Origin of the sequence: Streptomyces sp. NPDC001668, from assembly GCF_042893155.1 — a bacterium.
GTDB lineage: Bacteria > Actinomycetota > Actinomycetes > Streptomycetales > Streptomycetaceae > Streptomyces.
Genome location: NZ_JBIAUQ010000013.1, coordinates 82,603 through 101,869 on the forward strand (window position 1 = coordinate 82,603; position 19,267 = coordinate 101,869).

A 19,267-nucleotide genomic window follows, 5' to 3' on the forward strand; every position below is an offset into this window, starting at 1 on the left:
CTCCCGTCACAGGAGGTCACAGGGCTGCGGGCGGACGGCACGGGAGGAAGATCGCGCCCAGGGGGCGGCAATATCTGTGCCCACGAAATGAGAAATAGGTCCGGGGCCCGGCAAGTATTCCCGGAACACCGACCCGGTCAAGAATTATGGTCCGTGCGGGGCCGATCGCACCGTGCTACTGTCGATCTCAGTTGCAGGTGTGGTTGCCAGAAGGTTCATTTCCTTACGGGCTAATCAGCACGGCGACACGGAATTCACACAGGGTGGATTCTGATACCGCCTCCGAAGGAGAAATAAAATGGCATCTGGCACCGTGAAGTGGTTCAACGCGGAAAAGGGCTTCGGCTTCATCGAGCAGGACGGCGGCGGCGCCGACGTCTTCGCCCACTACTCGAACATCGCCGCCTCTGGCTTCCGTGAGCTGCTGGAAGGCCAGAAGGTGTCGTTCGACATCGCGCAGGGCCAGAAGGGCCCGACGGCCGAGAACATCGTTCCCGCCTGACGCTCGGCACCGCCGCGCATACTTCGCAGCTGGGGCCCGCACCTAGGGGTGCGGGCCCCAGCTCGCGGCATTTTTCAAGGCGCATCACACATCGCCTTCGGCTCGTTATCGCGATTCTCTGCGCCGTTCATCCGCTGCGGGAATTCCTTGATACGCGCCGCATCAAGGAAGGTTTCGCATGAATCGCACATACACAAACTCCACCCGTGGCCGCTCCAACGGTCCGCGCCGTGGTTCCAGGACGGCGTACGGGAACCGGCAGACCGTACAGGGCGAGTTCGCGCCGCCCAGGACGCTCACTCCCGCACTGCCCGCCGTCGAGACGTTCGCCGAACTCGCCATGCCCGCACAGCTGTTGGCCACGCTGGGCCATGAAGGCGTGACCGTGCCGTTCCCGATCCAGGCGGCGACCCTGCCGAACTCCCTGGCCGGCCGTGACGTCCTCGGCCGCGGCCGCACCGGCTCGGGCAAGACCCTCGCCTTCGGCCTCGCCACCCTCGCCCGTACGGCGGGACGCCGCGCCGAGCCGCGCCAGCCGCTCGCCCTCGTCCTCGTCCCCACCCGCGAGCTCGCCCAGCAGGTCACCGACGCGCTCACGCCCTACGCCCGCTCCGTGAACCTGCGGCTCGCGACCGTCGTCGGCGGCATGTCCATCGGCAGGCAGGCCGGCGCGCTGCGCGCCGGGGCCGAGGTGGTCGTCGCGACACCCGGGCGCCTCAAGGACCTCATCGACCGCGGCGACTGCCGGCTGAGCGAGGTGGCCGTCACGGTCCTCGACGAGGCCGACCAGATGGCCGACATGGGCTTCATGCCGCAGGTCACCGCCCTGCTCGACCAGGTGCGTCCGGGCGGGCAGCGGATGCTCTTCTCCGCCACCCTCGACCGCAACGTCGACCGGCTGGTGCGCACCTACCTGCACGACCCCGTCGTCCACTCGGTCGACCCCTCCGCAGGCGCCGTGACCACGATGGAGCACCACGTCCTCCACGTGCACGACGCGGACAAGCACCGGACGACCACCGAGATCGCGGCACGGGACGGCCGGGTGATCATGTTCCTCGACACCAAGCACGCCGTGGACCGGCTGACCAAGCACCTGCTGAGCAGCGGCGTCCGCGCCGCGGCCCTGCACGGCGGCAAGTCCCAGCCGCAGCGCACCCGGACGCTCGCGCACTTCAAGAGCGGTCACGTGACGGTGCTGGTGGCGACCAACGTGGCCGCCCGCGGGATCCACGTCGACAACCTCGACCTGGTCGTCAACGTCGATCCGCCCACCGACCACAAGGACTACCTGCACCGCGGCGGCCGTACGGCCCGTGCGGGCGAGTCCGGCAGCGTGGTCACCCTGGTGACACCCGACCAGCGTCGCGGCATGAGCCGGCTGATGGCCTCGGCGGGCATCACCCCCCGGATCGCCCAGGTGCGTTCGGGCGAGGCGGAGCTGAGCCGCATCACCGGCGCCCAGGCCCCTTCGGGTGTCCCGGTCGTGATCACCGCCCCGCAGCCGGAACGCCCCCGCGGCGCCTCCTCCCCGTCGTCGTCCCGAGGCCGGCGCGGCCGCCGGGGCCAGGCGGGTCAGGGCCGTCCCACCGGTGACGCGGCACGCCGCGGCGCACCGCGACGGACCGGGTACGGCTCCGCCGCCTAGGGCGGCCGGACCGACCGGCCCGCGCACCCGAACCGTTTCCCGTTTCCCGTCCCCCGCAGGAGGCACCCATGACGCCGACGCCGACCCAGACGCAGCACGTGGCCCTCGACCGGGGGGCGTCCGGACCCCGGGTCTGTGACGACATGACGGTCGAGGTGGCTCTGTCCCTCATGGCCGGTGCCCGTGTCGACCACCTCGTCCTGTGCGACGGGGACGAGCAGCGCACGGGCCTGGTCACCCTGGCCGGACTCGCCGTCCTCCGGGACAGCGCCGCCTACACGGACCAGCTCCAGCTGCGGGACGTACTGGGCCTCGCCCGCTGATCCACCCCCACAGCCCGGAGGGGCCCTGCCGACGCCCGTCGGCAGGGCCCCTCCGTCGTGGACGCCGAAAGATGTCTGCGTCCCCCGAACGCCAAAATCTCCTCTTGTCAGAGTAGACATTGGCTCCTGGCGTGGTTATTGTTTTTCCCGTAGACATGGTCAAGAGAGACCCGGCAGACACGAACTGCCGGGTAGCAGTCCCCGCAGTACCTGTTCACAAGGGTTGGTTCGTAGAAAGAACGGAGGAGCAGACGCCATCAGGATCGCCCGGCCCGTCGTTCTCGGACCGGGTACCGCAAGACCCCGGATTGGATGGTGGTCCCCGGTCACGCAGCCGCGATCCCCGCACCCCTCCCGTCACCGGGACGGGTAGCGGAAACAGAAGGTCGGCACAGCATGAGGGCCGACAGATGGTGTTGAATTCCCTTCGGGGCCCTGGTGCCGTACGGCATCGGGGCCCCTCGACGCGTTGCACGACGAGGTGACATGGCAGCAGATATCCCCCTGGGCGACCGCCTGGACGACGACGACTACCCCGCGTACACGATGGGCCGGGCGGCCGAGATGCTCGGCACGACCCCAGGCTTCCTCCGAGCGATCGGCGAGGCCCGACTGATCACCCCCCTGCGCTCGGAGGGCGGCCACCGCCGCTACTCCCGCTACCAGCTGCGGATCGCGGCACGCGCCCGCGAGCTGGTCGACAGGGGAACCCCGATCGAGGCAGCCTGCCGCATCGTCATCCTCGAGGACCAGCTCGAGGAAGCACAGCGCATCAACGCCGAGTACCGCCGCGCAGCGAACGCCACGTCCGACAACTCCGCCTCCCGCTCCGCCTGACCCGAACGGGCGGCGAGCGGGCGGGCGGGCCGCTGCGCGCGGTCTTCGCTCACCAGCTGACCGCGTCGTCCATCGACTGCTGCCAGTACGTCACCTTGAGGGAGTCGTCGACGTAGAGGCCCTTCGCGGGGAGCGAGGGGTGGGCGCCCGTGCCCACGCTCCCGCTGCCGGAGCGGCCCTGGAAGTAGACGGTCAGGGACTTCGCGGTGTGGCCGTTCGCGGCGCTGCCGTCGGTGGCGGACAGGTTCACGGAGGCGTACCCGCTCTCGCCCGGCGCGAGGGTGACGACCGCCTGGGGCTGCGAGTCCTCGATGACCGGGGGTACGGCCTGGGCCTCGCCGAAGCGGACGACCGGGTAGCCGTACAGATAGCAGCTCTTGCTGCCGGTGTTGGTCACCGTGAGCAGCATGTGGTTGACGGGGCGGGTCAGCGGGGCCGCGACCGTCTTGGTGACGGAGCCCTCGCAGGTGACCGGCTTGCCGGCGGAGGAGGGCGGCGTGGCCGCGGGGGTGTGTGCGGTGGGCGCCGCAGCGCCGCCCGCCGAGCCGCCGCCGGAGGAGGAGCCCGTGGTGGCCGCCGTCTCGGTGGAGGACGACTGGTCCGTGCCGGCCGAGGGGGCCGGGGACCCGGAGGCCGTGGCCGCAGACGAGGACGCGGAGGACGGGCTCGTGGAGGCCGCGCGGCCCTCGTCCTTCGTGCCTGTGCCGTTGTCGCACGCCGTCAGCGAGAGCGCGGCGAGGACGGTGGTCGCGGCGGCGGCGACGAGACGGACGCGGGAGGTGCTGGACATGTTCGTGTGCCCCTTCGGAGTTCGGGTGGCGGTGGTGATTGGATGACCGAAGCTTGTGAGGTGATCCGTCCCGACCGCCACGCCCAGCGGGCAGTTGGGGACACTGGAACGCCGAAACGGGCTCTGACCAGGAGGAACACAGTGACCCTGGAATGCGTGAATGGGACACGGGGGCTTGAGGGGAACGGGTGTCGGAGGCAACGGGGAACGAGCGGACCGAGGATTTCGCACAGCTGCTGCGGGAGCTCAAGGACCGCTCGGGGCTGAGTTACGGGACGCTCGCCAAGCGTCTGCACATGAGTACGTCGACGCTGCACCGCTACTGCAACGGCACCGCCGTGCCGGTCGAGTACGCCCCGGTGGAGCGCCTCGCGAGGGTCTGCAAGGCGACCCCGCAGGAACTGGTGGAGCTGCACCGGCGCTGGATCCTGGCGGACGCGACACGGGGGCGCAGGCCGGACCAGGTGACGGCGAAGGGTGCGGATGACACCAAGGCCGACGCGGCTACCGACGCCGAGGCCGAGACCGGCGCCGATACCGGGGCCGCGAACCGTGAGCCCGTCGTCATCCACGCGGCCGCCGAGGCCGAGCCGCCCCGGCGGTCCAGCCGGCTCCGTCATCGCCGTACCGCGCTGATCGCGGCCGTCGCGGTGGTCGCCGCGCTGGGTGCCGTCGCGTACGCCCTGCGGCCGACGGGAATCCGCGCCGGGGACGACACGGCGCCGACGATCGCCGGGACCTGGGACACCGGCGCCGGGCGGTCCTCCGCCGCCCCCTCCCCCGACGCGAGCCGGCCCAAGGCCTCCACCTCGGCGACCGGCACTCCGACCCGGACGTCCGGTACCGAGGGCGCCGGGGCCGCTCCCCCGAAGGGCGAGGGCGGACAGGACCCGGGCAGCGCCACCACCGGCGCCGTCCCGCTCACCGTGGGCGTCCGCCCGTACGTGTACGAGGATCCGTGCAGTCAGCACTTCCTCGTCGACAGCGAGCCCGAGCAGGTCGGCCCGCCGGCCACCGAGCAGGACGCGCGGCGCTGGGCCGCCGCGTACGGGGCGGTCTCCGGGGGCGAGCAGCGGATCGCGCTCACCGTGCAGGGCACCGGTGAGGAGACCGTCGTCCTGAACGCCCTGCACGTCCGCTTCCTCACCAAGGGCGCGCCGCTCGCCTGGAACGACTACTCGATGGGCGTCGGCTGCGGCGGCGGTGTCGGCACCAAGTCCTTCGACATCGACCTGGACAACGGCAGCCCCGCGGTCACCGCGAAGAACGGCCAGCGCGACTTCCCGTACAAGGTCAGCGAGTCCGACCCGGAGGTCTTCTACATCACCGCCCGCACCACGGCGCACGACGTGCGCTGGGACCTCAGCCTGGACTGGTCGAGCGGCAGCCGCAGCGGCACCGTCCACCTCGACGACGACGGCAGGCCGTTCCGTACCAGCGCGAACCTGGGCCGCCCGGGCTACGACTATCCGCTGGGCGGCAGCGAGTGGATCGAGCGGGTGGGCGGTTGATCCGGGGGTCCGCCGCGGGTCACAGCAGTTCGGGCTGCGGCTGCGGCTGCCGGGACGGCGCGGGCGCCCGCTCCCAGCGGGCGACGGTGCGCGTGTAGCCGTAGATCACCGAGACCATCGCCAGCAGGAGAAGCGGTCCGGCGAGCCAGGGGTACTCGGCCATCCGTACCGGCAGGAAGCGGTACGACACCAGCAGCGCGACGAAGACCGCCGTGCCGTAGGCGGTCAGCCGGAGTCCTGACCGGTCCCAGCCGCGGTCGTACGAGCGCAGTCCCGCCTCGATGGTGAGGGTGAAGACCACGCCGGCGACGAGGTCCACGCCGTAGTGGTAGCCGAAGCCCAGCGTGGCGCAGAGCGTGGCGATCAGCCAGAAGGCGCCCGCGTACCGCAGGAGCCGGGGGCCCTTGCGGGAGTGGATGAAGATCGCGGTGGCCCACGCCGTGTGCAGGCTGGGCATGCAGTTGCGCGGGGTGACCTCGTCGAACGGTATGGAGTGGGGGGTGGAGACCGTCGGCGGTGTCTGCGGCCACAGGTTCGCCACCGCCCAGTGCCCGTCGCTCGGTATCTGCGGCGACCACAGGGCGATCGACGCCCAGTGGTCGGTCCCGGTGCCGTAGGCGAAGACCGGCCCGACCACCGGGAAGAGCATGTAGATGCCGGGGCCGAGCAGCCCGATCAGCAGGAAGGTGCGCACCAGGTGGTGGCGCGGGAAGCGGCGCTCGGCCGCCACGTTGCGCAGCTGGTACAGCGCGACGACCACCGCGGCCACCGCGAGCTGGCCGTAGATGGTGTCGAGGAAGTTGAAGCCGACCGCTCCGGTGGCCGTGATGACCCGGCCCATCAGCCACGACGGATTGCCCAGGGCGTGATCCGCCATCGCGAGGTAGGGGTCGAGGACCTGCGGCCGGCTCTTCGCGGTGATGAGGAGCCAGGTGTCACCGGCCTTGCGGCCGGCGATCAGCAGCAGGCCCAGCCCGACGCCCTTCAGCAGCAGGACGCGTTCGGGTCCGGTGCGACGGGTGAGGGCGAGGACCGCGCAGCCCAGGATCACCCACAGGGCGCCGTTGCCGAAGGGGTGGCCGGGTGCCGCGTGGATGTCGAACACCCACCTGATCAGCGCGATGACGAGGTCGACGCCGATCGCGGCACCGAGCGCGAGGAACCGCTGCCGCCAGGTGAACACCACCATCATCAGGGCCAGGCCCGCGTACAGCAGGGGGCCCGACTTGGGCGGGCAGACCAGTTCTCGCACGTTGGTGGTGAGCGGTCCCGGCACGCCGTAACGACGCGCGGTGACCTCCAGCGCGATGAAGAAGCCGAGCGCTACGACAGCCGCCACGGCCCAGAGTCTCGCCCGCGGATGAATCTGCGGTGGCATATGTATCAATTTCGGCCAATTTCACTAGATGCTCGTCAAGGAACCGCCCGCCCGACTGAGAAAGAGGGAGGGATCGCGGTCCGGGTTCCTGTGTCCCCCCTGAGCAGCCCGGCTCACCGAAGATGCAGGGTATGACACGGCGGCCCGCCGGAACACCGGGCGGTGGCCGTCCGTTCGACACCAGGACGGAGGATGCGTCGTAGGTCACGGTGGGGAGCGGGGGGCTTTTCCGGATCTTCGCCGGGCGGTCAGAAGTCTGCTGTCGTGACGGCACATATGGGCGTGGATCGGCGCCAGGGTTGCGAGCCGCCACCGGCACTTGAGGGCGGTCGGCAGCCCGAGGGCGGGGGCGGGCACCGCGGCAGCCGAAAGAATAACTGTCGTGGCCGCAACAGATTCCTGCGCGGAGCGCGGAGAAGTTTTCGGACCGGCCGCCACGAGGGTTCCGGGCGACGTAGATCCGCCCACCTACCGTGTGTTACCGTGAAAAAAGTTGCAGTTTTGGTTTCCGGAGAATTTAGAAGTTCACCGGCGTCTTTCCGGATCTTCCGGAGGGGAGTCCATCGCGGCGACTCGGGGTCCGTACAGTGCGGGTCCCGGCACTGCCCCCTAGGGAGATTCAATATGGCATCTGGCACCGTGAAGTGGTTCAACGCGGAAAAGGGCTTCGGCTTCATCGAGCAGGACGGCGGCGGCGCTGACGTGTTCGCGCACTACTCGAACATCGCCACCTCCGGCTTCCGCGAGCTTCAGGAAGGCCAGAAGGTTACCTTCGACGTCACGCAGGGCCAGAAGGGCCCGCAGGCCGAGAACATCGTTCCCGCCTGACGCTGACGCGTCTTCACGGCTGGGGCCCGCACTCTTGGGGTGCGGGCCCTGTCCCATTCTCCCGAAGAATCTGCGTTCTTCGTTTCTCCCCGGCTCTTTCTTGCGAATTCTCGTGCGGTTTCGCCGCGCCCCGGAGGAATTCCTCGACACGTGCCGCACGCATCGAGGAAGGGTTCCCCTCCCATGAACCGCACCCGCCGTACCGGGAACACCGGGAACAGCACGTCCCGCCACCGCTCCCGCGGCGCGAGCCCCCAGCGCTCCCGCCCCGCCGCCGCTCCTCGCGGCGAGTTCACCCTCCCCACCACCGTCACCGAGGCCCTGCCTCCGGTGGAGGCCTTCGCCGACCTCGACCTGCCCGAGCGTCTGCAGGCCGCACTCCTGGCCGAGGGTGTGACCACGCCCTTCCCCATCCAGGCGGCGACCCTGCCGAACTCCCTGGCCGGCCGTGACGTCCTCGGCCGCGGCCGCACCGGCTCGGGCAAGACCCTCGCCTTCGGCCTGCCGCTGCTGGCCCGCCTGGACGGACAGCGCGCCGAGCCCCGGCAGCCGCTCGCCCTGGTCCTCGTCCCGACCCGCGAACTGGCCCAGCAGGTCACCGACGCGCTCACCCCCTACGCGAAGGCGCTGCGCCTGCGCGCGGCCACCGTCGTCGGCGGCATGTCGATCGGCCGGCAGGCGTCCGCGCTGCGGGCCGGCGCCGAGGTCCTGGTGGCCACCCCCGGCCGGCTCAAGGACCTCATCGAGCGCGGCGACTGCAGCCTGAGCCAGGTGACGATGACCGTCCTGGACGAGGCCGACCAGATGACCGACATGGGCTTCATGCCGCAGGTCACCGCCCTGCTCGACCAGGTACGCCCGGACGGCCAGCGGATGCTGTTCTCCGCCACCCTCGACCGCAACATCGACCTGCTGGTGCGCCGCTACCTGCACGACCCGGTGGTGCACTCCGTCGACCCGTCCGCGGGCACCGTCACCACCATGGAGCACCACCTCCTGCACGTCCGCGACGACGACAAGCACGCCACCGCCACCGAGATCGCCGCCCGCGACGGCCGCGTGATCATGTTCCTGGACACCAAGCACGCGGCCGAGCGCCTGGCCAAGCACCTGCTGTCGGTGGGCGTGCTGGCCTCGGCGCTGCACGGCGGCAAGTCCCAGCCGCAGCGCACCCGCACCCTGGGCCAGTTCAAGGACGGCCAGGTGACGGTCCTGGTGGCCACCAACGTCGCGGCCCGCGGCATCCACGTCGACGACGTCGACCTGGTCGTCAACTTCGACCCGCCGGCCGACCACAAGGACTACCTGCACCGCGGCGGCCGTACCGCACGCGCCGGCGAGTCCGGCACCGTCGTCACGCTGGTCCTGCCGCACCAGCGGCGCTCGGTGGACCGTCTGATGTCCGACGCCGGCGTCAGCGCGCGCACCACCCGGGTCCGCCCGGGCGAGGCCGAGCTGAACCGCATCACCGGCGCCCGCACCCCCTCCGGAGTGCCCGTCACGCTCCCCGCCCCCGCGCCCGCCGAGGCCCCCAAGCGCTCCGGGTCCGCGGGACGGGGCCGCAGCGGCCGCCCCGGGCGGGGCCGCCGCCGCTCCACCCCCACCAGCCGATAGCCGTACCACCCACTGACGGGCCGGCGGCCGCTCCGCCGGGGTACCCGTCGCGAAGGAGACGAACAGGGCCGCACCCTGACCGTCCTCACCGTCACGTCCCGACCGCCCCCGTGGAGGCACCATGCGCATCGTCATCGCACGTTTCCCCTTCGACCTGACCATGAGCGAGGTCGAGAGGTCGATGGACGGCGTCCAGCCCGAACCCGCCACCGGCCTGTGTGTGACCGTCGGCCCCCACGTCTACCCGGTCAAGCAGGTCGGCCAGGTCATCACCCGGCAGGACCGCCGCGACTTCACCGCCAACGAGGTGGGCCGCGCCCTGACCCGGCTCGGTTTCACCTGCCACGAGGTCCAGCCGCCCCGCCAGGAGGCCTTCAACGACCCGGCGGCCTCCCTTCCCTGGGCCGACAGCCCGCTGGGCTGACCTCCCCCTGCCTCTCCCTGCCGGGCGCTGCGCGCGGGACGGGACGGGACACTGGGATCATCCGTTCCGTTCCCCGCCCCCGCCGCCCCGTGCAAGACTGCGGCTCCCCACGGCAGTGCCGCCGTGTTCCTCCTGTCATCGCTTGAGCGGGGAGCTGCGCGGCGGGACGCTGGGAGCATGGACAGCAGGGGCGGCACACCCGGAGGCACCGTGGAGGGACGCGTACCCGAGGACCTGGCGGTCGTCGTCGACGCGGGCGGGACGATCACGGTGTGGAGCGCCGGGGCGCGTGAGCTGCTCGGATACGAGGCCGAGGAGGTCGTGGGACGTCCCGCGGCCGGACTGCTCGCCGCCGACCTGCCGGAGTCCGCTCGCCGCCACGTGGCCGTGGGCCGGCGCTGGGCCACCGAGGTCGCGCTGCGGCACCGCGGCGGCGGCCGGGTCGTCGTACGGCTGAAGGCGACACCGCTCACCGACGGCGACGGCGCGCGGCCGTGGCTGGTGACCACCGCCGCCCCGGAGCACATGGCCGGGCCCGCCGAACCGGACGCGGAGGCCCTGTGGGACCTCACGCTCGCGCAGCTGCCCGTGCCGGTGGCGGTCTACGACACCGAGGCCCGGCTGGTGTCGGCCAACGAGGTCATGACCCGGGTGATGGGCCGCAGCGTGGCCGAGATGCGCGGCCTGACCCTGTGGGAGATCGAGCCGACCCCGCCCTTCGACGAGTACGACCGTCTCCAGCGGCAGGTGCTGCGCACGGGTGAGCCGGTCTTCCACGAGAACTACGGACAGGCCCCCGGCGAGGTCCGCGGCCACGCCTGGTCGATGTTCCTGTCCCCGCTGAAGGACGGGAGCGGGACGGTACGGGGCATGTCCGCGGCCGTCTTCGACACCACCGAGCAGTACTGGGCCCGCCGCCGCCTCGCCGTCCTCAACGACGCCAGCCTGCGCATCGGCAGCACCCTGGACGTGGCCCGGACCGCCGACGAGCTGGCCGAGGTGGCCGTGTCGGGCTTCGCGGACTTCGTCACCGTGGACCTGCTGGAGTCGGTGGCGCTCGGCGAGGAACCGGAGCCGGTGCCGCCGGACCGGCCGGTCACCGTACGCCGTACCGCGCAGCGGTCGGTCCTCGGTGGCTGCCCCGAGTCGGTGGTCCCCACCGGCGAGCGGACGTTCTACCCGGTGGACACACCCCCGATGCGGGCCCTGATCGCCGGCCGCGGCACCCGGCCGGGGCCCTTGGCTCCGGGGATGCGGGAGTGGGTGGCCTCCTCCCCGGCCCGTGCCGAGTCCGTGGCCGCGTACTCGATCCACTCGGTGATGATGGTGCCGCTGCGGGCCCGTGGGGTCACCCTGGGCCTGGTGCACTTCCTGCGGCACCGTACGACGGAGTCCTTCAGCGAGGACGACCTGCTGCTCGCGGAGGAGATCGTCGCCAGGGCGGCGGTGAGCGTGGACAACGCCCGCCGCTACACCCACGAACGCCGCACCGCGCTCACCCTCCAGCGCAGCCTCCTGCCCGACCGACCGCCGGACCTCGCGGCCATGGAGGTGGCGTACCGCTATCTCCCGGCGGGCTCCGGCGCGGACGTGGGCGGGGACTGGTTCGACGTCATCCCGCTGTCCGGCGCCCGGGTCGCGCTGGTCGTCGGGGACGTGGTCGGCCACGGCGTCCACGCCTCGGCGACGATGGGCCGGCTGCGGACCGCCGTACGGACCCTCGCGGACGTGGACCTCGCTCCCGACGAACTCCTCACCCAGCTCGACGACCTGGTGGTCAGGCTGGACCGGGAGGTGGGCCCGGAGACCCGCGACGGCGGCACGTCGGAGGCCGCGCCCGCGGGCGAGGTGGGGGCCACCTGCGTCTACGCCGTCTACGACCCGGTCTCCCGGCGCTGCACGATGGCCCGCGCCGGCCATCCCCCGCCGGCCGTGGTCACCCCCGACGGCGAGGTCCGCTTCCTGGACCTGCCGACCGGGCCGCCGCTCGGCCTCGGCGGTCTGCCCTTCGAGTCCGTCGAGGTGGAGCTGGAGGAGGGCAGCCTGCTCGCCCTCTACACCGACGGCCTGGTCGAGGCCGCCGACCGCGACATCGAGGTCGGCCTGAACCTGCTGCGCGGGGCGCTCGCCGACAAGGCGGGCCCGCTGGAGGACACCTGCGACGAGGTCCTGCGCACGGTCCTGCCGGTGCGCCCGGCCGACGACATCGTCCTGATGCTGGCCCGCACCTCGGCCCTGGACACCGCGAGGGTCCGCACCTGGGACCTCCCGCGCGACCCGGCGGCGGTGGCCCGGGCCCGGAAGTCGGCGAGCGAACAGGTGACGGCGTGGGGCCTGGGGGACGCGGCCTTCGCGACGGAACTGATCGTCAGCGAGCTCGTCACGAACGCCGTCCGCTACGGCGACGATCCCGTCGTCCTGCGGCTGATCCGTGACTCGGCGCTGATCTGCGAGGTCTCCGACGGCAGCAGTACCGCTCCGCACCTGCGGCGGGCCCGGGTGTTCGACGAGGGCGGGCGGGGGCTGCTGCTGGTCGCGCAGATGGCGGAGCGCTGGGGGAGCCGGCAGACGGCCACCGGGAAGACGATCTGGGCGGAGCTGGGGTTACCGGAGGAACAGCAAACGGAACGGTGAGTTCACCCACCTGTGCGACGATGCGCCCGTGAACGCACCCCCCAGCCCTTCCGCCGGCGGATCCTCCACGGAGCCGGCCCCCAAGTCCCATGGTTTCGCGGCGGAGTTCAAGGACGCCGTGACGTTCCGGGCCTTCGGCCTGGTCCTCGGCGGCCTGCTGGTCCAACTGGCCTTCATCGTCTCGTACGTGGGCGCCTTCCACTCCCCCACCCCGCACCGGATCCCGGTGGCGGTGGTGGCACCCCAGCAGGCCTCCGCGAAGATCGTCGCTCAGCTGAACGCGCTGGCCGGCGAGCCGGTGAAGGCAACAGCGGCCTCAAATCAGGCTGTTGCCCGCGACTGGGTCATGACCCGCCGCACGGACGCGGCCTTCCTCTTCGACCCGCAGGGCACCGAGGACACCCTGCTCGTCGCCTCGGCGGGCGGCCCGTCGGTCTCCCAGACGGCCACCCAGATCGCCCAGAAGATCGAGGCATCGGAGAAGCGCCGGATCACGGTGACGGACATCCGCTCCCCCAACCCCGGCGACGGCCGCGGAATGACGTCCTTCTACCTGGTCCTGGGCTGGGTGATCGGCGGCTACCTCACCGCGACGATCATGGGCATGGCGTCCGGCTCCCGCCCGGCGAACCGCCCCCGCACCCTGATCCGCCTCGCGGCCCTGATCCCGTACGCCGTCGTCTCGGGCCTGGCCGGAGCGGTGATCGTGGGCCCGGTGTTCGACGCGCTGGGCGGCCACTTCTGGGCTCTGAGCGCGATCGGGGCCCTGACGGTCATGGCCTCGGCGGCGACGGCGCTCGCGTTGCAGACCCTGCTGGGCCTGCTCGGCACGGGACTCGTCGTCCTCCTCTTCGTGGTCCTCGGCAACCCGAGCTCCGGCGGCGTCTACCCTGCCCCCCTCCTCCCCGCCTTCTGGAGCGCGATCGGCCAGGCCCTGCCGCCGGGCGCGGGAACGACCCTGGTCCGCAACACGGTGTACTTCTCCGGCCACGCGACAGGTTCGGCGCTGTGGGTCCTGGGGGCGTACGCGGTGGGCGGGGCGGTGCTGGCCTGGGGGGCGTCCTGGTGGCGGGAGGGACGGAGGGCTGACGCGGGGGCGGGGGCTCCGGTGGCTGTCTGACGGGGGGTACGGCGTTCCGCACGGGGCCGTGTGTGCCCGGTCCCCGTGCGGGGCGCCGGCCGTCCGAGCTCTCTCCGTCGGTTGACGAGTTCGGACTGTCTCGCACCTCGTCCACGAGGCGAATGATCCTCGCCCGCGTCCCGGAGGCGTCTTTGGAGGACGTCGTCGCCGTCGAGCGGCTGGTCGGGTATCCGATGCCCGAGCTGTTGAAGCGGATGTATCTCGAAGTCGCCAACGGTGGGTTCGGGAGGTGGGCGGCGGTGTCCCTGCCTACGGCGGATTCACCGGCCCCGACGACGTCCTCCAGCCGGGAATCGTCCCTCTCATGGACCGCGGCTGCGGCATGTGGGACTGGGACCCCAACCTGTGCTGCATCCGGCACGCCCCCGCACCGATCGGCCGATCACTCGCGCAGTGGCTCACCGACTGGTTGCGGCTGACTCCTCCCCTTGCGAGCCCTCGGTGATGTGACCGGCGGCGGCTCCCCTACGCCACAGCCGGCGCCGGCTGTGGCGGCCTCGGTGTATGGGCCCTTCGCAGGAACGGCCTCTCGACGGCGTAGTACGACAGCAGTGCCATCAGCAGGGTCAGGACGACCGTCGCGGCCAGTCGGCCCTCCTGTACGCCGAGGGACGCGAGGAGGCGTACGACCGGGTAGTGCCAGAGGTAGATGCCGTAGCTGAGGTTGCGGCCCACCCAGGCGAGGGGAGCCAGGGCCAGGAGTCGGGACAGGGTGGTTCCGGGGTGGAGTTCGAGGGCCGTGACCAGGGTGGCGGAGAGGGCGGCCACCGCGAGGAAGCCGATCGTGTACCAGGTCGCGGTCCACGGGCCGAGGTCCTCGGTGACCGGGACCTGCCAGGCGACGAGGCCCAGCAGGGCCAGGGCCGGCCAGGCGAGGCGGGTGGACCAGGTGCGCAGGAGGGCGAGGCGCGGGTCGTCGGCGCGCAGACGGGCCAGGGCTACGGCGACCAGGGCGCCGGCGAGCAGTTGGTCGGCGCGGGTGTCGGTGCCGTTGTAGATGCGGTGGGCGGCTTCCGGGTTCCACAGGACGCAGCGCCACAGGAGAGGCAGCACGCACAGGGCCGCGGTGCACAGCAGGACCGTACGGGCCCGGAACCGTCGTAGGAGAACCAGCAGCACCAGGGGCCAGAGCAGGTAGAACTGCTCCTCCACGCCGAGCGACCAGGTGTGCGCGAGCGGGCTGGTGAGGTCGGAGTAGGGGCCGGACTCCATGGCCCGCACGACATTGGTGAGGAACGCCGCCGACAGGCCCGCGGCCTGGAGCGAACCGTCGAAGCCCCACAGGTTCGTGGTCGAGGCCAGCAGCACGCAGACCGCGCACAGGGCCAGCAGGGCGGGGACGAGCCGCAGCCAGCGGCGGCGGTAGAAGGACATCAGGGAGATGCCGCCGCGGCGGACGTACTCGGCGATCAGCAGGCGGGTGATGACGAAACCGCTGATGGTGAAGAACACGTCCACGGCGACCGCGCCGCCCGGCAGCGCCTCGGGCTCCACGTGGTGGACGATGACCAGCGCGACCGCGAGGGTGCGCAGTCCGTCCAGACCGCTCACCCGGCCGGTGCGGGAGACCGCGGACGGAAAACCCCGGCTCGCACGGCGTGCGCCCGGGGCCGGGGGTCTGTGGGCGCCGACCGCCGTGTCCGCTTTGCCCTGTCCTTCCCGGTCCGTTTCCGCAACGCCTGTCGAGTCCGTTGTCTTCGCCATGGAAGAGATCTCTGCTCACCTGCCCGCTGAATCGAGTAATCCCGGTGCGCCTAACCGGAATCCACGCTCGCATTCCTGTCTGGGTGCGGGCTGTGTCGAATCACCGCCGGGCCACAGCCCACGCACAGGGCGGGGTCAGAGGGCGGGTACGGGGTGGGTGAGCTGGGGCGTACCGCTGCCGCGGACGGTGTTCACGCTGCTGGCGGCGGGCACGGCGAAGGTACGGCCGGCGGACGACCACGGCGGTCGGCCGTCCATGTCCGGGCCCCTGGCCGGCGCGTACGGCGCGAGCCAGGGGGCGGCCCGATCCGGAAGCAGGTCCACTCGGTGGTCCGCGTTCCGAACGGCGACGACCACGGAAAGGAACTCATCGGGCAGCACTGACCGACCCCACCGCGCGGTGAGGCGGGCTAGGCCGCTTCCGGCCGCGGGAAGGTCTCGTCCTCGTCGTCCCCGAAGTCCGGGGCCTGGAAGGGGTTCGTGGTGGGGGGCGGCAGGACCGCCGAGGTGCGCTGGGGCTGCCCTTCGGGGGCGGAGAACAGCGAGGTCAGATCGATGAGAGGGAGTCCTTTCTCCTACAGCTTGGTCATCTTCGAGTACGGACTCAGGATCCGCATCTGCGACGAGCCGAAATCGACGAGCACCGCGATTCCGTCCTCGACGCCGATCACCCGGCCGAGACCGTACATGTCGTGTGTGACCTGGTCACCCACGGCGAAGTGCTTGGGTGCGGGTGCGACCGGCGCCTTGAAGGGGCTGGTGGGCAAGTGACGCTTCTGTGCAGCAGGCTTTGTCATCCTCCTCAGTATGCGCCTACGGCCGCCCGGCCCGCGCCGTCCGTCCAGGACCGATACGAACACGCAACGGGCGGGTGCGGCGCAGCGCCTCGCCGCGCGCCCCTCCCCGCCTCCCCCACTGATCAAGAAGTGGGTAAGAACTCCCTGGCCACGCGCAACTTTCGCCTCCGTGGCGGCGTCCAACTCGCGCCCGGCCGGGATCACTGCGCCGGGATCCTTCTGTCCCATGTGGGGGATGTCGATGAGTTCTGTTTCCGTCGGGCGTGTGGTTGCGGGGGCCCTGGTCCTCGCCGGGCTCGGGAGCGGGGTCGCGTACGCCGACGACGCGGCGCCGAGCGACGGGCTGGAGATACAGGCGCCGTACGAGCAGGCGGTCGTCGTGGCGCCCGGTGACGGCGGTGCGGCGCAGTACCGGTCGATGGCGCTGGGGCTTCAGCACTACAACAGCGACTTCACCGTGACCGACGGGCGGCTGACCGTCGACGCCTCCGGGCTCGCCGGGGTCGCCGAGATCGCCTGGCCCGACACCTGCACGCCGGACGAGGCCGGCACGGTCGCCGTCTGCGACACCGGTGACGTGCCGGTCCGCTACAGCCCGCAGGTACAGCTGAAGGTGCGGGCCCTGCCCGGTGCCGCCGTGGGCGCGCAGGGCGCGATCGAGTACTCCGCGACCGCCACCGGCGGCCCGGACGGCACGCTGACCGCCCCGGAGTACTCCGCGGAGACCTTCGTGACCGTCGGCTCCGGTCCCGACCTCGGCGTCACCGCCCCGCAGGACCTCACCGGCGTCACGCCCGGCACCGGCCTCACGGTGCCGTTCTCCGTCACCAACACCGGCAACGAGACCGCCCACGGCTTCACCGTGCAGATGTGGGCGACGTACGGCCTCGGCGTCAGCACCCGCTACCCGCAGTGCGCCTACACCGACCCGGACGACGCCGACGCCCAGTACCCGGCGATGACACATGTGACCTGCGCCTTCGACACCGACGTGGCACCCGGCGCCGCCGTGGAGCTGCCCGAGCCGCTGCGGCTCGCCGTCACCGACCACGCGCTGCACGAGCGGTTCGACTACGAGGTCGAGCCCGCGGACGGCGTCACCGACCTCGACAGCTCGGACAACGGCCGCGCCGTGCACATCGACGCCGACAACACCGCCGACTTCGCCGTGCACGGCACCGAGGTGAGCGGCGCGCAGGGCGAGACCGTCGCCGCCGGTTTCCGCTTCGTCAACCGCGGTCCCGCCTGGGTCGCCGACGTCGCCTCGGGTGACCCGGTCCCCGCGATCGACTACTACCTCCCGCCGGGCACCACCGCCACGTCCGTGCCCAGCACCTGCCGGACCGGCGCGCCCTCCGCCGGCGACCCGGCCGTCCCGCACTACGTGTGCACCCTGCCGACCTGGACCAGGCCCGACCTGAAGGCCGGCTTCCCGTTCCGGCTGCGCGTCGACCAGGTGATCCCCGGCGCCACGGGCCGGGTCGTCGTCCGTCCCTACGACGGCAGCGCGGCCTTCGCCTTCGACCCGGACACGAAGAACAACACGGCCAAGGTCGTCGTCAACCCGGCCGACTGACGGCGGTGACGGGGCTGAGGGTGCCGCGGGCCGGCCCCCTCAGCCCCGTATGCTGCCCATCTCCGCCATGAAACCCGTGGGGTTGCTGTCGAAGCCCCGGATCAGCTCCCTGATGTGCCAGGCGCCGGACGGGTCCCGGGTGAACTCCGCGATCGTCGCGGCCGTGGCGTCCGCGACGCCCGCGAAGTCGTCGGCCAGCAGCCTGCGGTAGTCCTCGACGACGAGCACCCCGGCGTGGGTGAGGTCGCCGAAGGTGCGCGGGCCGCCGTCCTGGTGGATGGCGACGCCGACCACCACCCGCCCGTAGGCGGAGGACAGGCGCTCGAACTCCAGCTCCATCACCTCGACGAACCCGAGGCCGAGACCGGTCTCGCTGTGCCGGGTCATGGTGATGGTGCCGTCCGGCGAGCGGCTCTCGGTGTGCACGACGTACTCCGGCCGCCCGTACGGGTCGCCCGCGGCGTAGGTCGCGGCGACGATGTCGAGGTGCCGGGCCGGTTCCCCGAAGGGGCTCGGGTCCCACCTGAGCCGCACCTGCACCTTGCCAAGACCCGCGCCGTCGGCATGCATCAAGCCGCTCCCCGTCCAAGCTCCCCCGGGACCCTCCCGCTTGCTGAAGTATGTGCTCCTGTCGGCCTCTTGATGCCTCACTGACGGTCATCTCCTGGTCAGATCCGGTCGGGGGCCGTCAGCCGGCCTCGGCCCCCGACCTGCGCCAGAGGTCGGCCGTCTCCTCGGCGGCGCCCGGCGCCACCAGCAGCAACGGCTGGTTGTGGGAGGGCAGTTCGGGCAGGGCGACCGCTCCCGCCTCCCGCGCGATGAGCAGCGCGGGGAGTCCGTCGACCGCGTGGAAGCCGCCGATCGCCGCCGCGGTCGCCCGGCCGGCCGCGACCTGCGCGAGGGAGAGCGCCGTCGATCCCATCAGGCGCACCGTGCAGTGCCGGTCGGCGAGTTCGGCGAGGAGGGCGTCCATGCCGGGCCAGTGGGCGTGCGCGGCCCACTCGGTGAGGAAGACATGGCCGGTGAGGGTGGTGTGGGCGGCCGCGTGCGTGCGGACGCCGTTCAGGTAGGCGCCGCGGCCCCGGACCGCGGTGAAGGTCTCGTCGCGCCACGGGTCCGCCACCACACCGAGCAGCGGGCTGCCGTCGGGGGCGGCCAGGCCCAGCGAGAAGGAGCACCAGCCCAGTCCGTGGGCGTAGTTGGTGGTGCCGTCGACCGGGTCGATCACCCAGTGCGGGGCGCCGGCGGAGCCCTCCGTCGTGCCGTACTCCTCGCCGACGATCCCGTGGTCGGGGAAGGCCCGCCCGAGCACCTCGCGGGTGTGGGTCTCCACCGCCTCGTCGGTGGCGGTCACGATGTCCGCGGGGCCGTCCTTCTCCCGCACCTCGGCACCCGGGTCGCGCGGGCGCCGGATCGTCTTCGACGCCCAGGCCGCGAGGTCCTTCGCGACCTCCAGCGCCCGGTCGAGGTCCACGTCAGCCACGTCAGCCATGCCGGCCACAGTACGGGCACGGGCCCGGCGGCCGGCAACCTCCCGGTGAACCCCGGATGGCCCCTGTC

18 protein-coding genes are annotated in these 19,267 nt (G+C 71.9%); 11 read left to right on the forward strand and 7 right to left on the reverse strand.

Translation table 11 applies throughout. The annotated features are described in order from the left end of the window. Positions 1-298: 298 nt before the first annotated feature. From ACFYZ8_RS32080 to ACFYZ8_RS32095, 4 genes are all read left to right on the forward strand, one after another. A complete protein-coding gene (locus ACFYZ8_RS32080; protein ID WP_359033377.1) occupies positions 299-502 on the forward strand; it encodes a cold-shock protein in 204 nt (67 codons plus the stop codon). 178 nt (positions 503-680) lie between these two features. Further along, on the forward strand, positions 681-2,150 hold the full coding sequence (locus ACFYZ8_RS32085; protein WP_359033375.1) for a DEAD/DEAH box helicase: 1,470 nt from the start codon (positions 681-683) through the stop codon (positions 2,148-2,150). Positions 2,151-2,218: 68 nt separating this feature from the next. Beyond that, positions 2,219-2,473, forward strand: coding sequence for a CBS domain-containing protein (locus tag ACFYZ8_RS32090; protein WP_359033373.1), 255 nt, complete (start codon positions 2,219-2,221; stop codon positions 2,471-2,473). A gap of 486 nt (positions 2,474-2,959) precedes the next feature. Further along, positions 2,960-3,310: a MerR family transcriptional regulator gene (locus tag ACFYZ8_RS32095; RefSeq protein WP_359033371.1), complete on the forward strand. Its 351-nt coding sequence runs from the start codon at positions 2,960-2,962 to the stop codon at positions 3,308-3,310. 49 nt (positions 3,311-3,359) lie between these two features. Here ACFYZ8_RS32095 and ACFYZ8_RS32100 read toward each other — a convergent pair whose 3' ends face one another. Continuing rightward, entirely contained in the window at positions 3,360-4,100 is a 741-nt protein-coding gene (locus tag ACFYZ8_RS32100; RefSeq protein WP_388538813.1) for a DUF4232 domain-containing protein, read from the reverse strand. 188 nt (positions 4,101-4,288) lie between these two features. Here ACFYZ8_RS32100 and ACFYZ8_RS32105 point away from each other — a divergent pair, with 188 nt between their 5' ends. Then, on the forward strand, positions 4,289-5,611 hold the full coding sequence (locus tag ACFYZ8_RS32105) for a helix-turn-helix domain-containing protein (RefSeq protein ID WP_388538814.1): 1,323 nt from the start codon (positions 4,289-4,291) through the stop codon (positions 5,609-5,611). Positions 5,612-5,630: 19 nt separating this feature from the next. On the opposite strand, the gene ACFYZ8_RS32110 is transcribed toward ACFYZ8_RS32105, so the two are convergent. Next, a complete protein-coding gene (locus tag ACFYZ8_RS32110; RefSeq protein ID WP_388538816.1) occupies positions 5,631-6,950 on the reverse strand; it encodes a phosphatase PAP2 family protein in 1,320 nt (439 codons plus the stop codon). Between the two features lie 663 nt (positions 6,951-7,613). On the opposite strand from ACFYZ8_RS32110, the gene ACFYZ8_RS32115 reads away from it, so the two are divergent. The 5 genes from ACFYZ8_RS32115 to ACFYZ8_RS32135 all read left to right on the forward strand — a co-directional run bounded on the left by ACFYZ8_RS32115 (position 7,614) and on the right by ACFYZ8_RS32135 (position 13,609). After that, entirely contained in the window at positions 7,614-7,817 is a 204-nt protein-coding gene (locus ACFYZ8_RS32115; RefSeq protein ID WP_007383480.1) for a cold-shock protein, read from the forward strand. Between the two features lie 183 nt (positions 7,818-8,000). Then, on the forward strand, positions 8,001-9,431 hold the full coding sequence (locus ACFYZ8_RS32120) for a DEAD/DEAH box helicase (protein ID WP_359033363.1): 1,431 nt from the start codon (positions 8,001-8,003) through the stop codon (positions 9,429-9,431). A 121-nt stretch (positions 9,432-9,552) separates the two neighbouring features. Continuing rightward, on the forward strand, positions 9,553-9,855 hold the full coding sequence (locus tag ACFYZ8_RS32125; RefSeq protein WP_359033361.1) for an SCO5918 family protein: 303 nt from the start codon (positions 9,553-9,555) through the stop codon (positions 9,853-9,855). A gap of 177 nt (positions 9,856-10,032) precedes the next feature. Next, entirely contained in the window at positions 10,033-12,489 is a 2,457-nt protein-coding gene (locus tag ACFYZ8_RS32130; RefSeq protein WP_388538819.1) for a SpoIIE family protein phosphatase, read from the forward strand. A 28-nt stretch (positions 12,490-12,517) separates the two neighbouring features. Beyond that, positions 12,518-13,609 (forward strand): DUF3533 domain-containing protein, encoded by a 1,092-nt coding sequence (locus tag ACFYZ8_RS32135; protein WP_388538820.1) that lies wholly within the window; start codon positions 12,518-12,520, stop codon positions 13,607-13,609. Positions 13,610-14,095: 486 nt separating this feature from the next. On the opposite strand, the gene ACFYZ8_RS32140 is transcribed toward ACFYZ8_RS32135, so the two are convergent. The 3 genes from ACFYZ8_RS32140 to ACFYZ8_RS32150 all read right to left on the reverse strand — a co-directional run bounded on the left by ACFYZ8_RS32140 (position 14,096) and on the right by ACFYZ8_RS32150 (position 16,131). Continuing rightward, positions 14,096-15,334: an acyltransferase family protein gene (locus ACFYZ8_RS32140; protein WP_388538822.1), complete on the reverse strand. Its 1,239-nt coding sequence runs from the start codon at positions 15,332-15,334 to the stop codon at positions 14,096-14,098. 135 nt (positions 15,335-15,469) lie between these two features. Then, positions 15,470-15,658, reverse strand: a complete 189-nt coding sequence (locus ACFYZ8_RS32145; RefSeq protein ID WP_389050165.1) for a hypothetical protein — start codon at positions 15,656-15,658, stop codon at positions 15,470-15,472. A gap of 251 nt (positions 15,659-15,909) precedes the next feature. Further along, positions 15,910-16,131 (reverse strand): hypothetical protein, encoded by a 222-nt coding sequence (locus ACFYZ8_RS32150; protein WP_007383474.1) that lies wholly within the window; start codon positions 16,129-16,131, stop codon positions 15,910-15,912. Positions 16,132-16,372: 241 nt separating this feature from the next. Between ACFYZ8_RS32150 and ACFYZ8_RS32155 the strand changes: the two genes are divergently transcribed. Beyond that, positions 16,373-17,707 carry a hypothetical protein gene (locus tag ACFYZ8_RS32155; protein WP_388538826.1) on the forward strand — a complete coding sequence of 445 codons (1,335 nt, stop codon included), beginning with the start codon at positions 16,373-16,375 and terminating at the stop codon, positions 17,705-17,707. A 39-nt stretch (positions 17,708-17,746) separates the two neighbouring features. Here the strand turns inward: ACFYZ8_RS32155 and ACFYZ8_RS32160 are convergent, their stop codons facing one another. Then, positions 17,747-18,277: a TerD family protein gene (locus ACFYZ8_RS32160; protein ID WP_359033349.1), complete on the reverse strand. Its 531-nt coding sequence runs from the start codon at positions 18,275-18,277 to the stop codon at positions 17,747-17,749. Between the two features lie 118 nt (positions 18,278-18,395). Continuing rightward, the gene (locus ACFYZ8_RS32165; protein WP_388538828.1) at positions 18,396-19,199 is read right to left on the reverse strand and encodes an inositol monophosphatase family protein; all 804 of its coding nucleotides are present in this window, start codon (positions 19,197-19,199) and stop codon (positions 18,396-18,398) included. Positions 19,200-19,267: the final 68 nt, after the last annotated feature.